A 16,203-nucleotide genomic window follows, 5' to 3' on the forward strand; every position below is an offset into this window, starting at 1 on the left:
AAAACCTTATGACAGGAACAAGATTTATGAATCTTAATATGATTCCTTTTGAAAACGAAGTTGCTGATTATGTTAAGAAAACTAAAAAACACGTACGTTATCGTGTAACTCCTGTTTTTAAAGGAGATGACCTAGTTGCTCAAGGCGTTGTCATGGAAGCAATGTCAGTTGAAGATAATGGTAAGAGTGTCAAATACAATGTATTCTTACCAAACTTCCAAAAAGGTGTTATAATCGACTATAAAACAGGTAAATATACTGTAAAATAAAGCTAAGACTTCGAACCTAAAATAAGTTCGAAGTCTTTTATTAATCTTTTTTTATGTATTTTTCAGCAATTGCTAAGCTAATTACAAGTAATAAAATTGCCCCAGCCCAAATTAGAACACTCTTAGGATCATCATGTTGTACTATAATCAACCTAATAATCGCTGTTATTCCGATATAAATAAAGTATCGTAGTGGAAAATGATAATTATTTTTAAAATATTTCACAATCAGTGCTACAAACTCAAAATACAAGAAGAATACTAATATTCCTTCAACAAAATATTGATAATTACCTTGATTAGTTAAAAATTTCACACCTTCATGATATATTTCTTTTGCTTCCATTATTAATCCAAATGATAAGAAAATCCCTATAATTAACAATCCTATATTCATTATCCAAAGAAAAATATCCGATATTATTTTACTAAATTTCTCCATTTTTCACCTCTTTAATTTTTATACAAGAACCATTATATCATAATAAAATTTAATATTCTAATGAATTCAACTATGACAATAATATTTTAAACAACTAATATGGTATAATAAAGAAAAGGAGATACATATGATTACACTAAAAAAGATTAAAGAAAAACATTTAAAGGATTTATATAATATAATTTATTCATCAGAAAATCCTGAATGGAGTAAATATAATGCCCCATACTTTAATGAATATAAATATATAGATTTAGAAACATTCTTACTAAAAAATCATCATGAATTTTTTCTAAGCGAATATGCCTTAGGAATATTTTTTAATGATAAACCAATCGGCATTGTTACCTATTATTGGGAGAGCTTAGCTACTCGTTGGTTAGAAATTGGAATTGTAATATATGATCAGAATATCTGGGCAAAAGGAATAGGATATACTGCTTTATATAAGTGGATTGAGATATGTTTTAATAGATTTCCTGAAATACAACATATTGGTCTAACTACTTGGAGTGGAAACACAAGAATGATGAAACTTGCAGAAAAACTAGGACTTCTTTGTGAAGCAAGAATTAGAAAAGTTAGATATTACAATGGTGTTTATTACGATTCTGTAAAGTATGGAATATTGCGAGAAGAGTTTGGAAGTGACTCAAAATCGTGATTTCGTAAAACCTTTTTCTCGATGCCCGAATTTGATAAAGAACCAAAAAAGATGACTAGCAATTTGCTAGCCATCTTTTTCTTTACAAACTATTATTTAGTTTTTTTCTTAGGTGCATGTAGACATAAGTCAACACAGTCAGTCATAGCTTCATATAAAGCTTCAGAGAATGTTGGGTGACCATGGATAATATCCATAACATCATCAATTGTCATCTCTGTTTGTATTAGAGTAGATCCTTCGTTGATTAACTCAGCTGCAACTGGTCCTACAATGTGGATACCTAAGATTTCTCTGTATTTAGTATCCATAATCACTTTAACGAATCCTTCACCTTGGTTAGATGCTAATGAACGTCCGTTAGCTGCAAAGTTGAATTTACCAACTTTAACATCATATTTTTCACGAGCTTGTTCTTCAGTTAAACCAACCATTGCGATTTCTGGATGAGTGTAAATTGCTGCTGGAGTAGCTTTAAGATCAACTTTTTTGTGGTGACCCATTGCGTTTTCTGCTGCAACTTCTCCCATCTTGAATGCTGCATGAGCTAACATCTTAGTTCCGTTAATATCACCAGGAGCGTAAACACCTTCAACAGATGTTTCCATGTACTCGTTAACTTTAACACGACCACGTTCCATTTCGAATTGATCAGCTAATTCTCCAAGACATGTGTTATCTGGAACACGTCCGATAGATAATAATACTTTATCCGCAACGATATCTTCTTTTCCTTCAACTTTAACTACTACTTCTTGACCTTTGTCAACGATTTCTAATAATTTAGTTGATGTAAGAACTTTAATACCTTGTTTTTTGAATTGTTTTTCTAATGCTGCAGATGCATCTTTATCCATTCCAGCAATTAAACGATCAGCCATTTCAACGATAGTTACTTCAGATCCAAAAGTAGAGAATGCTTGACCTAATTCAGATCCGATAACTCCACCACCAATAACTGCTAAACGAGATGGTACTTCAGTGATATCTAGGAATTCATCACTTGTAAGAACTTTATCACTATCCATTCCTGGAATGTTAATTCTACTTACTTTTGATCCACCAGCTAAGATTACGCTGTCAGCATCAATTGTTTCTTTACCATCAACAGTAACTTTCTTGTCAGCTGTTAATTGTCCTACACCATTAAATACTTTAACACCGTAAGATTTAAGTAATCCTGCAATTCCTCCTGATAGAGTTTTAGAAATTTTATTCTTAACTGCTACAGTTTGTTCCATGTCAACTGAGAATGCATCATTTACAAGTTTAATACCACGGTCTTTAGCAGAACGGATGTGGTTGATAATTTCAGCATTGTGTAGGAATGTTTTTGTTGGAATACATCCACGATTTAGACATGTTCCACCTAATTCACGGTTTTCTACCAATGCAACTTTACCACCTAGTTGAGCGGCTTTAATAGCTGATACATATCCAGCAGGTCCTCCACCAACAACTACTACGTCATATTCTCCACGACGTTCACGTTTAGGTGCTACTTCTCCTGCTTTAGTTTCAGGTACTTTAACATCTGCTGCAACTTCTTTAACGATTTCTTGAGCTGCTGCAGTAGCACTGTCTCCTCCAGGAACTGCTTCTCCAGGTTGTCCAATCCATGCGATAGTTTGAACTACTGGCACAACTGATCCAGCTGGGTGTACGATTTTTAATAAAGTTCCGCTTGCTTCAGCTTCAACTTCCATATTTACTTTGTCAGTTACGATTTCAAGTAGAATTTCACCTTCTTTTACTTCGTCACCTTCTTGCTTAAACCATTGTACGATTTCGCCTTCTTCCATTTCGCTTCCGGCTTTTGGCATTATAACTTCAACTGCCATGTCTTAATCACTCCTTGTATACTTTATCTTGTTTTCATAAATATTATATCATTATTAGATTAGTAATGATAATGGATTTTCGATAGCTTCTTTCAGAGTCTTCATGAATTTAGCTCCTTCTAATCCGTCAACAACACGGTGGTCCGCTGTTAATGTTAATGTCATGATAGGTCTCACAGTAACCTCACCATTAAATACTACTGGTTTTGGTACAGTAGCACTTACACCTAAAATAGCTGTATTTGGTTGGTTAATGATTGGTACAAAGCTTTTAACTCCATACATACCTAAGTTACTAATTGTAAACGTAGAATCTGCCATTTCATCTGGTTTTAATTTACCAGCAAGAGCTTTTGTTGTAATTTCTTTAGAAGCTACTACAAGTTCTTTAAGGCTCATCTTATCAGCACCTTTAATTACAGGTACTACTAATCCACTATCCATACCAACAGCGATTGATAAGTTTACATAGTGGTGTAAGTACATTTCTTTTTCATCACCTGATAAAGAAGCATTTACATATGGGTGTTTCATTAATGATTTAATTACCGCTAATGAAATAAAGTCTGTAACTGTTGCTTTTTTACCTGTTTCTTCAATGATTGCATCAACAACTTTTTTACGTAATGCTAGTAATTCAGTCATATCAACTTCAACATTTACTACAAATGTTGGTGCACTGAAGTAAGATTCACTCATACGTTTAGAAATAACTTTACGCATTGGTGACATTGGTACAGTTTCAACAACACCCCATTGATTTTCATTTGGTGCTTTAGCAGATTTAGCGCTTGCTGGTGCAGCAACTTCAGCACTTGCAGCAGCTTCACTTGCAGCTCCATTTAGAACAGCAAGAACGTCTTCTTTCATAATCTTACCTTTAGGTCCTGTTCCAACAATACCATCAGTATTAATTCCTTCAACTTCTGCAATACGTGCAGCAAGTGGAGACATTTTAGCTTTTGCATTTAGTTTATAATCAACTACATCTTCTTTATGAACACGACCTTTAGCTCCAGTACCTTTTACTTGAGATAAGTCGATTCCATTTTCACGAGCATACGCTCTAGCTGCTGGTGTAGCACGAAGTCCAGAGTTGTCGAACACTTCTACTTCTTGAGCAGGAGCTGCTTCAACTTTAGCTTCAACAACAGCTTCTTCAGCTGGTGCTGCTGCAGCCGCAGGTCCTGATCCAGCTCCAGGTACAGCTTCTCCAGGTTGTCCAATCCATGCGATAGTTTGAACTACTGGTACAACTGATCCAGCTGGGTGAACAATTTTTAATAAAGTTCCGCTTGCCTCAGCTTCTACTTCCATATTTACTTTATCTGTTACGATTTCAAGTAAAATATCACCTTCTTTTACTTCGTCACCTTCTTGCTTAAACCATTGTACGATTTCGCCTTCTTCCATTTCACTACCGGCTTTTGGCATTATTACCTCTACTGCCATATTCTATTCACATCCTTCACTAACTAAATTTTTATTTTTTGTTTACAGCTTTTCTAATAGTTTCTTTGATGTCTTCTACATCAGGTACTACTAATTTTTCTAAGTTTTTAGCTGATGGAATGTGTGTGTCAGCACCAGCAACACGGTAAATTGGGCTATCTAAGAAATCAAATGCATCACTTTCTGCGATACGTGCTGCGATTTCTCCTCCAAATCCACCAGTTTTGAATGAGTCGTGACAAATCACTAGTTTTCCAGTTTTCTTAACTGATTCAACAATTAATTCTGTGTCTAATGGCACTAAAGTAATTGGGTCAAGAACTTCTACTGAAATTCCTTCTTCTTTAAGTTCTTCAGCAGCTTTTAAGCTACGTTCTAATAATCTTCCCCAACAAACTAATGTTACATCAGTACCTTCAACTTTAATATCACCTTTACCGATTACACCAATTTTACCTACTTCTACTTCACCTTTACGTCCGAATAACGCTTTTGGTTCAATGTAGATAACTGGGTTATTATCTCTGATTGCAGCTCTTAAGATTGAATATACGTCTCCAGCTGTTCCTGGTGCTACTACTTTAAGACCAGGAATGTGACAGAACCATGCTTCTAACGCTTTACAGTGTTGAGCTGCAGCTCCAGTACCAGATCCTGATGCACAACGATATGTAACAGGTACTTGAACATCTCCTCCAAGCATATAACGCATTGGTGCTGCTTGGTTAACGATTGCATCCATACCAATTGTTACGAAGTCCATAAATGTTACGTCAACGATTGGACGCATACCTACTGATGCAGCACCAGCAGCAGAACCACAGATTGCAGCTTCACTGATTGGCGTATCAATAATACGTTCAGGTCCAAATTCTTCTAACATACCAACTGTAGTACCGAAGTCTCCTCCGAAGATACCAACATCTTCACCCATTAAAAATACATTTTCATCTTCACGCATTTCGTGAGTCATAGCTTCTTTTATGGCTTCACGAACCGTCATAATTTTTGTTTCTTTAGTCATAACTATTAATCTCCTATATTATAAAATATTATTTAAATTATTCAAAACTAAAATATTAGTCAGCGTAGTTATCTTGGAATGCAATTGCACCATCAGCAAATGGTGATTCTTTAGCAAATTCTACAGCGTCATCGATAGTAGCTTTTGATCTATCTTCGATTTCTTTTAATTCTTCTTCTGTAGCAATTCCATTTTCTAATAAGTAATTTTTATATTTTACGTTAGGATCTTTAAGTTTCCATTCAGCTACTTCTTCACGACTACGATATTTACCAGCGTCTGATGCAGAGTGTCCGAACCATCTGTATGATACTGCTTCTACTAAAACAGGACCTTTGCCACTTCTAGTGTGTTCGATAGCTTCTTGCATTGCATCATATACAGCTAAAACGTCATTTCCATCAGCTACGTGAATACCTTTGATTCTGTATGAAGCTGCACGTTCAGTAATTTCTTTAACACGCATACATCTTTCTTGCGCCATTGAGATACCATATTTATTGTTAATTACGTAGAAAATAAGTGGTAAATCCCAGTTAGATGCCATGTTTAAACATTCGTGGAAACTTCCTTCGTTAGTAGCTCCGTCACCCATACAACAAATAACAATGTTACCTGTTTTTTTCATTTTTTGAGCTAAAGCGGCACCTGTACTTAAACCGTGTCCTCCTCCAACGATACCGTTACATCCCATGTTTCCGTGTTCTAGGTCGTAAATGTGCATACTTCCCCCACGACCTTTACATTGACCTGTTTCTTTACCTAAGATTTCAGCCATCATACGATCAATTTCAATTCCTTTTGCAATTGTTTGACCGTGACCACGGTGATTAGAAAACATTAAGTCTTCTTTTCTTAACGGATAAATAGCACCAACGTTTGCTGCTTCTTCTCCTACTGAATAGTGAGTCATACCGTGAACTAAACCACGAGAGTATAGTTTACTCAACTCCATATCAAAATCTCTAATAAGCTGCATTAGTTCGTACATTTCTAAATGCTCTTGTTTAGTTAAATCTTTTGATGTTTTTACCATAATAACCTCCAAAGTTTGTATATATATTTATTAAATGTATATAAATTATTTATTAATCATATATTACACTATTAATATACTATTTTTTGAGAAAAATGTCAAATCTATAAACTCAATTAAGTAATAATATTTATCTCGGTAATATTTCTATGATTTTTGTTGACATAATTTTTACCTGTACTTGTACAGGTAAATAACTACATTTATCGCAACTATATTCTATCTGTATTTCTTATCTTAGTTCATATTGAATGTAAATAGAAATTCTATAAATACAGCTATTGAATAATTAGTAAGCATTTAGATTCCCATATCATCTTTCAATAATATATTTGTTTTATTAATATTTTTATACAGCATAATACTATCACTCTGTAAAACGTTTACTTTAGCTTAAATAAATGGGATATCTTATAGGAAATCAAACTTAATTAATCAATTTTTTACTACTATGTTAACCACTTACATTTAAAATAATTTAAAAAATTCGAGCAAATAGCTTGCATTAGTACAGTTTTTTATTTATAATTTATTTTATACAAATTTTCAATTTTAGGAGGAATTATAATGATTCTTAATACTATTTGGGAACAACAGTATAATCCAATGGGTAATATTTGGTTATCTGCTGGTGTAGCTGCTCTTCCTATAGTCATATTTTTAATTTCATTAGTAGTTTTTAAACTAAAAGGTTATACAGCCGGAGGTTTAAGTATTCTTAGTGCAGCAATCGTAGCTGCTGTATGTTATAAGATGCCTGTAGATAAAATTGCTGGAGCTGCAGAACAAGGTATCGTTTCAGGTTTATGGCCTGTTGCTAGTATTGTACTTGCTGCAATCTTCTTATACAAATTAACAGTTAAAATGGGACTCTTCGATGTAATGAAACAAAGTATCTCATCTATTTCACCAGATAAAAGAATTCAAGTTCTTTTAATTGCATTCTCATTCAACGCTTTCTTAGAAGGTGCTGCAGGATTTGGTGCTCCAGTTGCTATTACAGCTGCAATTTTAGTAGGTTTAGGTTTCAAACCATTACAATCTGCTGCAATTTGTTTAGTTGCTAACATCGCTGGTGGTGCATATGGAGCAATGGGTATCCCAGTAACAGTTCCAGCTACTTTAACAGATCTAGATGCATTAACTCTTGGTAAAAACACATCATTAATCTTATGTCTTGTTACTGTTATTATTGCATTCCTTATCGTATTTATGGTAGATGGTTTCAAAGGTATCAAAGAAACATTCCCTGCAATTTTAGTTTCTGGTGGTGGATTTGCTATTACTCAATTCATCTTCTTAAACTTCGTAGGGCCAGAACTTGTTAACGTTTCTTCAGCTATTGTGAGTTTACTTGCCTTAATCATATTCTTAAGATTCTGGCAACCAAAACAACAACTTACTGCTGGAACTAAAGAAGTTGCTAATGATAAAGAAGTTCTAACTGGTAAAGAAGTTGTTAGAGCATGGACACCGTTCATTCTTTTAACTCTATTCATTACTTTACTAAACACTGGATTCTTCAAACAATTAATCCAAGCTGCAAATCCTAAAACAGGTCAAGCAGCAGGAGCTTTAAACTCACTAATTTTCAACTTCCCATACTACATTGATGGTACAGTTGCACGTGTTGCTCCTATCGCAAAACAACCTACTCCAATTAAAGCAGTATTTAGTTTTGCTCCATTTACTTCAACTACAACAGCGATTTTACTTGCAGGAATCCTAACAATTATTATTTTTAGAGTTAACAGCCGTATCGTTATTTCTACTATTAGAGAAACTGCTGTTGAATTATGGGGACCAATCTTAACAATCTGTTCAGTACTTGCATTTGCTTACATTTCAACATATTCAGGAATGTCATCAACATTAGGATTAGCATTTGCTAACACTGGTAAAATCTTCCCATTATTCTCTCCAATCTTAGGATGGATCGGGGTGTTCTTAACAGGATCTGTTGTTAATAGTGGAGCATTATTCGCTGGATTACAATCAGTAACTGCATCTCAAATTGGAATTGATCCTTCATTACTTGTAGCTGCTAACATCATGGGTGGAGCCATCGCTAAAATGATTTCTCCTCAATCTATCGCAGTTGCAGCAGCAGCCGTTGGTCTAGTTAACAAAGATAGCGAAATCTTTGCTAAAACAATTAAATGGAGTGTCATACTTCTTGTTCTTGCAGGAGTATTAAACCTTCTAATTACACTTAGATAATTATTAGATAAAAAAAGAGATTTGGTATAATTCCAAATCTCTTTTTTATTATGAAAAATAATTATGCAACGTGTTTATCGCAGTGACAATCTCCAGTTTTGCAGTTTCCACATTCACAATCTTCTTTTGCGTTATGGCACCCACATGCACAACCTTCTTTACACTCACATGTTCCTTCAACACAGTTTCCACATTTACAATCTTCTACTGCATCATGACAATGACAGTGGTGTTCACATTCACATTTGCTCATATTAATCGCCTCCGTATTATTTAATTAATTATTCTATAGTTAAATTTTAATATGTTTTATATAACAAGTCAATAGATTCTCGTCTTAAGTAACTATTACGATTTACAAATTCTTAAATCGTAATGAAATTGGATTTGAATTGAAATTAAATATAGGTAGAAATACTACTTTGAGGCTGACCCAAAAGTCCTAAAATTTAACAAAGTTCACATAAAAATTCATAGACGCAGTGGTTTATTGATATCTAAATTAGCTTTATAAAAGCTTTTTAGATATCTAATAAACTGTGCGAGTGTGACTCGACAAAATCGATTTCTTTGAAATCACGATTTTTGAGTCACTCCCATTTTATAAATTATTCACTAATAACTATTTCATCAGCTATAAAAGAAAATCTCTCTTAGAATAAAATTATATAAAAATATGATATATAATATTATCCTACTTGTATTTTTTTATGTTATAATGAAACTGAAATAAAGAACTTAAAACTTAGTTAATTCTACTTTTGTATTTTTTTATATATTACTTTTCATATAAAAAAGGAGGGTTTTATATGAAATATAACAAATACTTAATTATCACTTTTCCTATTTTAATCATACTGATTTCGACATTTTTTTATACAAGAAACATCATCTATTTCTACTTAACTATTCCGATATGTGTCTATGTGATCTTTGTAAGATATTATCAAGAAAAAAATAAATTATTAATAAAAACAAATAAAGTTTTGAATCTATTAAAGTATGAATTTACTATGTACACTGTAGCAGTACTAACACTATACTCAACATCTTCACTTGGCTTTGTCAGTAAAATTAAAAGAGTAGAATATACCTATATTGCATGTGCAATTTCTGTAGCTTTACTGCTATTAACTGGAGTAATTCATATCAAACGTACTCTACTTATGAGAAAAGAACTACGAAAAAACAATTCTAAATAACAAAAAAGAAATCAGCTCACTATCGAACTGATTTCTTAATTTTTCTTGTACTAAAATATTTATTAAATGAATCTTCTATATCTTTTACAGCTACTACACTTATTAATAAAACTGCTAGTATAAAAATTCCTAGTATTATGAATGATGGATTTTCTACATAGTTTATATACGTTACAAATGGAAGACTAGAGTAAAATCCAATTGTTAAACTTTTTACAATAATAGCTATAACTAATGTACAAAGTATTAAGATTAAGAATAAATTTAATGATAATGCTGCTAAACAACCAAAGAATGTCGCAACCCCTTTACCACCTTTAAACTTAAAGATAATAGGTTTTATATGACCTAATAACACTAATACTATACAAACATATATAATTTTTGGATCAACATCTAATATTTTCAATAATATAACTACAAAAAATCCTTTGAAAAAATCTACCGCTAAAACAAATAAAAATGATCTCGGACCTAAAACTCGCCCTGCATTTCTTGCCCCAACGTTGCCAGAGCCTTTATTAGTAAATTCTTCTTTATAAATCTTCTCTAATAATTTTCCACCCATTACATTTCCAATAAAATAGGCAACTATCGCATAAATTACCGTTGTAATCATAACTTTTCTCCTCTCTTAAATTTATCTTTTATCATTCTAATCCCCTCACTTAGGAACATGAAACATCCAATAGAGAACGGAACAACATAATATGATAATCTATATATTACAATTGTTGCACCTATAATTTCTGGATTTATCCCTAAGTTTTTAAGCCCTATAAGAACCAAAGTATCAAATGTACCTAGTCCTCCCGGAATCATAGTCAGTAGTCCAACTATTGAAGCTACTATTATGACTCCCATAATCTGTAATTCCTTATCTGCTACTAAATCTCCCGTATAAAAATAAAGAATCATAAGAATAATAAGGGCTGCAAATACCCATTCTAAAAAAGAAATCACAGTCAATTTAACACTTAAGTATCTATCCGTTCTAATTCTTGGTTTTCTCAAATTAAAAAATAGATACAATGGTAAAAATAAAGACATCAATATTAATGAATAATAAAAGATTTTATTATTAGCATATAACGCTTGTCCTGGAAAGACATTTAGTACTACAAAAATTGACAATAGACTGATTCCAGAAAGCATAGAAATAAGAATCATCCCTATTGCAGTAACCAATGTTTTTCCATTTTTTGTATATGGTTTATACATATAATATCTAAGTCCGGCACCAATAAAGCCACCAAAACCTAAGACCATATTTAATGTGTTAGTCATAAAACTAATTTTAAAAATACGGAATGAAGACATATTTTTTGTTAAATTAATGGCTTTTAGCACGAAATAGTCATATAAGCATAAAATACTTATACCTAACAAACCAAATAATAACACTACTAAAAACTTGATCTCACCTATAGCTAGGGTAAGATAATGTATTTTTTTAAAATCTAGACTAACAATCTCTTTTTTAAAATAGGAAAAAATTAAATAAAATATCAATAATCCTAAACTTATCTGAATCATGTTCTTCAAATAATTGAAAGATCTTCTTTCTGTAATATTTTTCATTTTTCTTTTCCTTAAATAATATTTATCTACTCTATCTTAACATTTTATAACATTTTTTTCAATACAATTAATTACATAAACTTTTAACAATATGGGGTTGATCCAAAAGTCCTAAATTTTAAAAATTTTCATGTAAGAATTCATAGTCATAGTCGTTTATGGATATCTAATTTTTCTTCATAAAAGCTTTTTAGCTATCAGATAAACATTTGTGAGTGTGACTCAATAAAATGATTTCTTCTAAATCACGATTTTTCGAGTCACTCCCAAATATTACAGCAAAGAAAAGCTTCTGCCTTCCTTTGCTGATTTAATAATTAATTTTATAGTTTTTTTATTAGCTCAGTAGTTAATACAGATGAGTTTACTGCAGCTATTTGTAAGAATTCATCAAAAGTAACTCGAGTTCCTTCTTCTGCTTTATCACTTACACTACGGCAAACTATAAATTTTGTTCCAAATTGGTAACAAGTTTGTGCAATCGCTGCCGCTTCCATTTCAACTACTTGCATATCAGGAAAGTTTTTCAATATTCCTTTTTTCAACTCTTTATTAGAGATAAATGAGTCTGATGTACCCACTAAACCAAAATGAATATTATGGTCTGGTAAACTTATCTCTGAAGCTAGTTTTTGCAATTCTTCATCATTCTTATACGCTGCTGGCATTTGCGGTACTTGACCAATTTCATAGCCAAACTCTGTTGCATCAACATCAAAATGTCTAACTTCTGTAGCAACGATCATGTCCCCAATTTCCATATCACCTTGTAAGGCACCACATGTACCAATATTAATCACATATTCTGGTTTATAGTGATCTAATAATAGAGTTGTAGCAATAGCAGCATTCACCTTCCCTGGTAAACTTAACATAAGAACAATATCGCGCTCTTCATATTTACCTTCATAAAACGTTACATGTGCTATTTTTTTCTCTTGTAAATTTTCTATTTTTTCTTTTATTATAGCCACTTCTTCTGGCATTGCACCGATTAATGCTATCATAATACTATTCTACCGCTAAAATTTTAATGTCCATTGAATCTTCTGGACCTGTTGGTAACGAAACTTTTACAACATCTCCTACTTCTTTTCCTAATAAAGCTTGTGCTACAGGAGATTCATTTGAAATCTTAAATTCAAATGGGTTAGCTTCTGCACTACCTACAATTTTGTATGTTTCTGTTAAACCATCTGGTAATTCTTGATAAGTTACAGTATTACCAAGACGAATTAAACTTGATTTGTCATCTAATTCAATAATAACAGCATAACGAATCATTTGTTCCATTTCTAGAATTTTACGTTCGATATGTCCTTGCTCATCTTTTGCTGCATCGTACTCAGAGTTCTCAGATAAGTCCCCGAAACTACGTGCAATTTTAATTTTTTCAATTACTTCTGGACGTTTTACTTTTTTATAATGTTCTAATTCTTCAACAAGTTTGTCATAACCTTCTTGGGTCATTTGATATTCTAATTTTTCTTCTAAAGCCATAGTGATACTCCTTTTTTTAGTCTACTCTATATTATATCGTTTTTTTTATTATTTTGCTAGTAGCGATTTGATTTTTGTTATTAAAATATCAATCGCTATATCGTTATATCCGCCATCAGGAACAATAATATCCGCATATTGCTTAGTCGGTTTAATATATTTTTCATGCATTGGTCTAACTGACACTAAATACTGATTAATTACTGATTCTACAGTTCTTCCACGCTCATTAATATCACGTAGTAGTCTTCTTAAAATACGCAGATCGCTTGGTGTATCAACGAAAATTTTAATATCCATTAGTTCACGTAGTTTTTCTGAATAAAGACCAAACATCCCCTCAATAATAATTACATCTTTAGGTTCTTGATGTTTTTGTTCTTTACTACGAGTATGATTTACATAATCATATACAGGTAATTCAACAGCTTTTCCATCGATTAACTCTAATAAATGATTGTAAAGTAACTCATTATCAAAAGCACTTGGATGATCGTAATTCGTTTTAACTCTCTCATCCATTGTCATATGGCTTTGATCTTTATAATAATAGTCTTGCTCTATTAAAGCCACTTTATCTTGAGTTAACTCGTCTATAATTCTTTTTGTAACGGTTGTTTTACCACTACCGCTTCCTCCAACAATACCGATAATTTTTGGTCGTTTTGTAGCCATTAGCGTCCCATTTCCTTTCGCATCATATTGCTTTTAAATACTCTAGAGTCTAATTTTGTTCTAATAATTTGAAGTGGATGTCTTGCTGCATCTAGTAATTCACCATCTTCATCATAAATTTCTCCGATAACTTGTCTAAATGTATCGATCTCTGGTCCAAAAAACTCAACTTCTTGACCTGTTTTAAAGAAATTACGTTGTTGAATTGTTGCAATTTGAGTTTCTTCATCATAATGAAGTACTTGTCCTACGAAATCATAGTTAGTTTTCTTCCCACCTTCATTTCCAAACATTTGTTCAGAATACTTAGGTATTTCATAGAAGAATGACATTGCAGTATCACGGTTAGCACATTTATATAATTCTAATTTATATTCTGGTGTCATTTCGAAGTTATCTGGATCAGCACAATAATCATCAATTAGTTTTCTATATACACTTGCAACTGTTGCTACATAGTGAATAGATTTCATACGTCCTTCAACTTTCAGTGAATCAATACCTAATTCAATAATTTCTGGTACTGCTTCAATTAATGTTAAATCTTTAGGGCTCATCGCATAAGGATTTGCACCTTCATCGAATAATTTAGTATCTTCATCAGTTCCTTCTTCATAAAGATCATAATTCCAACGACACGATTGACAACAACCTCCACGGTTACTATCACGAGCTGTCATGTAATTACTTAATGTACAACGTCCAGAATATGCTATACACATTGCACCATGAACAAACATCTCAATCTCAACATCTGTTTTTTCACGAATTTCTTTAATTTCTTCATATCCTGTTTCACGAGCTAATACTACGCGGTGCACTCCTTCGCTTTCCCAATATCTAACTTCCTTATAGTTTGAGATTGATTGTTGTGTACTGATATGTACCTCTACTTTTGGAGCTACAGTTTTACATCTTTCAATGATATATGGATCCGCTACGATAATTCCTCTTACTCCTGCATCTTGAAGTGCCATTAAGAATTCATCTAATCCTTCAAAATTCTCATCGTGTGCAATAATGTTCGCTGTAACATAAATATCAGCTCCATATTTTGCTGCAAATTCACAACCTTCTTTAATCTCTTCAATTGTAAAGTTGTCCGCATTACTACGAAGCCCAAACTCCTGCCCTCCTAAGAACACAGCATCTGCTCCGTAATGAATAGCTATTTTTAATTTTTCTAAATTCCCTGCTGGAAGCAGTAATTCTGGTTTTTTCGTTATTACTCTCTTACCGTCTCTAATTTCTGAAATATTTGGTATCGCCATAAGTTAAGGTCACATTCAAGTATGACCCATCCTCCTTGTCTTTTTTATTAGGTTTTATATAGGAAACCTTACCCTTTTATAAAATTCAAGAATATACTAGTACATAGTTTTCTTATAGAAGAACCCTAAGTCTACTTCTCTGTATTTTGGTTTAATTCTTTCTATATCGTTATAGAAATCTTGTTTTTCATCTTCGTATGCCTCTTTATCTTCATAATAAAGATCAATAGCATCACGATAAATAGTTACAACCTCTGTGATGTAATCTCCATCTTTTAAAACACCTTCAATCTTAAATGCAGTTACCCCTGCTTCGATTAGACGATCTAATTCCTCTATCGCACAGATATCATTTGCACTCATGATGTGTGTCCCATTCGAATCCTCAAAAATTGGATAGCGTTCATTTCTATCTTGACTGTATAGGAATAGTTTCTTAGAATTACTATATTCTTCAATATACTTTTCTTTACCACTATACATAAAATAGTTATCCACCAGTTTTCTTACAGATTGGAACATACAAAGCATCCCTTGAACTTGTACTTCAATCTCATATTCACTTTTTCCAGTAATTTCAAGAATTTCATCAATAGTTAATTCTTTTGATAGACACGTTCTATATGCTCCACGTTTCCCCCAATAATTACATGAGAAAGAATTCGTAGCTAAAGTATGCGGATCCCATTGAAGTTTAAAATCAAGATTTTCTTCTCTTAAAATTGTTATAATTGTTGGTTCTCCATATATTAGAGCATCTACATTTAGTGTTGATAAATAATGTAAATAATCAACTAGGTCATCTATATGCTCATTATGGAATATTGCATTTACACTAACATATGCTTTTTTACCTGCTTGGTGTATAATCTCAATAGCTTTTTTTAATTCGTCTCTCTTAAACTCACCAGCAAGACGTAATCCATATTTTTCTTCACCAATAACGAAACTATCAGCTCCTACATTTATCAGTTCATAAATATGATCAATACTTTTCGGTGTTACAACTAACTCTACTGTCATTTT

General features: G+C 32.5%; 17 protein-coding genes. 4 read left to right on the forward strand and 13 right to left on the reverse strand.

The annotated features are described in order from the left end of the window. The coding region (locus tag RWQ74_RS07505) for a DNA/RNA non-specific endonuclease (RefSeq protein ID WP_314397667.1) at nucleotides 1-269 on the forward strand (269 nt) is incomplete at its 5' end. A gap of 40 nt (nucleotides 270-309) precedes the next feature. On the opposite strand, the gene psiE is transcribed toward RWQ74_RS07505, so the two are convergent. After that, nucleotides 310-711 carry a phosphate-starvation-inducible protein PsiE gene (gene psiE / locus RWQ74_RS07510; RefSeq protein WP_314397668.1) on the reverse strand — a complete coding sequence of 134 codons (402 nt, stop codon included), beginning with the start codon at nucleotides 709-711 and terminating at the stop codon, nucleotides 310-312. 127 nt (nucleotides 712-838) lie between these two features. On the opposite strand from psiE, the gene RWQ74_RS07515 reads away from it, so the two are divergent. Continuing rightward, complete coding sequence (locus tag RWQ74_RS07515; RefSeq protein WP_314397669.1) at nucleotides 839-1,375, forward strand: GNAT family protein; 537 nt, start codon at nucleotides 839-841, stop codon at nucleotides 1,373-1,375. A gap of 92 nt (nucleotides 1,376-1,467) precedes the next feature. Here the strand turns inward: RWQ74_RS07515 and lpdA are convergent, their stop codons facing one another. The 4 genes from lpdA to RWQ74_RS07535 are packed head-to-tail and all read right to left on the reverse strand — an operon-like array spanning nucleotide 1,468 to nucleotide 6,728. Further along, nucleotides 1,468-3,216, reverse strand: a complete 1,749-nt coding sequence (lpdA, locus tag RWQ74_RS07520; RefSeq protein ID WP_314397671.1) for a dihydrolipoyl dehydrogenase — start codon at nucleotides 3,214-3,216, stop codon at nucleotides 1,468-1,470. Between the two features lie 54 nt (nucleotides 3,217-3,270). Then, nucleotides 3,271-4,668 (reverse strand): dihydrolipoamide acetyltransferase, encoded by a 1,398-nt coding sequence (locus tag RWQ74_RS07525; RefSeq protein ID WP_314397672.1) that lies wholly within the window; start codon nucleotides 4,666-4,668, stop codon nucleotides 3,271-3,273. A gap of 31 nt (nucleotides 4,669-4,699) precedes the next feature. Continuing rightward, nucleotides 4,700-5,692, reverse strand: coding sequence for an alpha-ketoacid dehydrogenase subunit beta (locus RWQ74_RS07530; RefSeq protein ID WP_314397673.1), 993 nt, complete (start codon nucleotides 5,690-5,692; stop codon nucleotides 4,700-4,702). Nucleotides 5,693-5,747: 55 nt separating this feature from the next. Continuing rightward, nucleotides 5,748-6,728 carry a thiamine pyrophosphate-dependent dehydrogenase E1 component subunit alpha gene (locus RWQ74_RS07535; RefSeq protein WP_314397674.1) on the reverse strand — a complete coding sequence of 327 codons (981 nt, stop codon included), beginning with the start codon at nucleotides 6,726-6,728 and terminating at the stop codon, nucleotides 5,748-5,750. A gap of 567 nt (nucleotides 6,729-7,295) precedes the next feature. Here RWQ74_RS07535 and RWQ74_RS07540 point away from each other — a divergent pair. Further along, on the forward strand, nucleotides 7,296-8,948 hold the full coding sequence (locus RWQ74_RS07540) for a lactate permease LctP family transporter (protein ID WP_314397675.1): 1,653 nt from the start codon (nucleotides 7,296-7,298) through the stop codon (nucleotides 8,946-8,948). Between the two features lie 61 nt (nucleotides 8,949-9,009). On the opposite strand, the gene RWQ74_RS07545 is transcribed toward RWQ74_RS07540, so the two are convergent. Then, nucleotides 9,010-9,201 (reverse strand): hypothetical protein, encoded by a 192-nt coding sequence (locus tag RWQ74_RS07545; protein WP_314397676.1) that lies wholly within the window; start codon nucleotides 9,199-9,201, stop codon nucleotides 9,010-9,012. 556 nt (nucleotides 9,202-9,757) lie between these two features. On the opposite strand from RWQ74_RS07545, the gene RWQ74_RS07550 reads away from it, so the two are divergent. Beyond that, nucleotides 9,758-10,150: a hypothetical protein gene (locus RWQ74_RS07550; protein ID WP_314397678.1), complete on the forward strand. Its 393-nt coding sequence runs from the start codon at nucleotides 9,758-9,760 to the stop codon at nucleotides 10,148-10,150. Between the two features lie 19 nt (nucleotides 10,151-10,169). Here the strand turns inward: RWQ74_RS07550 and RWQ74_RS07555 are convergent, their stop codons facing one another. The 7 genes from RWQ74_RS07555 to RWQ74_RS07585 all read right to left on the reverse strand — a co-directional run bounded on the left by RWQ74_RS07555 (nucleotide 10,170) and on the right by RWQ74_RS07585 (nucleotide 16,200). Next, a complete protein-coding gene (locus RWQ74_RS07555; protein WP_314397679.1) occupies nucleotides 10,170-10,769 on the reverse strand; it encodes a glycerol-3-phosphate acyltransferase in 600 nt (199 codons plus the stop codon). Continuing rightward, complete coding sequence (locus RWQ74_RS07560) at nucleotides 10,766-11,731, reverse strand: lysylphosphatidylglycerol synthase domain-containing protein (RefSeq protein ID WP_314397681.1); 966 nt, start codon at nucleotides 11,729-11,731, stop codon at nucleotides 10,766-10,768. The genes RWQ74_RS07555 and RWQ74_RS07560 overlap by 4 nt, the downstream gene beginning before the upstream one ends. A gap of 323 nt (nucleotides 11,732-12,054) precedes the next feature. Then, on the reverse strand, nucleotides 12,055-12,738 hold the full coding sequence (gene mtnN / locus RWQ74_RS07565) for a 5'-methylthioadenosine/S-adenosylhomocysteine nucleosidase (RefSeq protein WP_314397682.1): 684 nt from the start codon (nucleotides 12,736-12,738) through the stop codon (nucleotides 12,055-12,057). 4 nt (nucleotides 12,739-12,742) lie between these two features. Beyond that, nucleotides 12,743-13,231 carry a transcription elongation factor GreA gene (greA, locus tag RWQ74_RS07570; protein ID WP_314397683.1) on the reverse strand — a complete coding sequence of 163 codons (489 nt, stop codon included), beginning with the start codon at nucleotides 13,229-13,231 and terminating at the stop codon, nucleotides 12,743-12,745. Nucleotides 13,232-13,279: 48 nt separating this feature from the next. Next, complete coding sequence (gene udk / locus RWQ74_RS07575) at nucleotides 13,280-13,906, reverse strand: uridine kinase (protein WP_314397684.1); 627 nt, start codon at nucleotides 13,904-13,906, stop codon at nucleotides 13,280-13,282. Then, nucleotides 13,906-15,177, reverse strand: a complete 1,272-nt coding sequence (locus RWQ74_RS07580) for a U32 family peptidase (RefSeq protein WP_299322549.1) — start codon at nucleotides 15,175-15,177, stop codon at nucleotides 13,906-13,908. The genes udk and RWQ74_RS07580 overlap by 1 nt, the downstream gene beginning before the upstream one ends. Before the next feature lie 96 nt (nucleotides 15,178-15,273). Then, nucleotides 15,274-16,200, reverse strand: coding sequence for a peptidase U32 family protein (locus tag RWQ74_RS07585; protein ID WP_314397685.1), 927 nt, complete (start codon nucleotides 16,198-16,200; stop codon nucleotides 15,274-15,276). Nucleotides 16,201-16,203: the final 3 nt, after the last annotated feature.

It is taken from the genome of uncultured Gemella sp., from assembly GCF_963525165.1.
Lineage (GTDB): Bacteria > Bacillota > Bacilli > Staphylococcales > Gemellaceae > Gemella.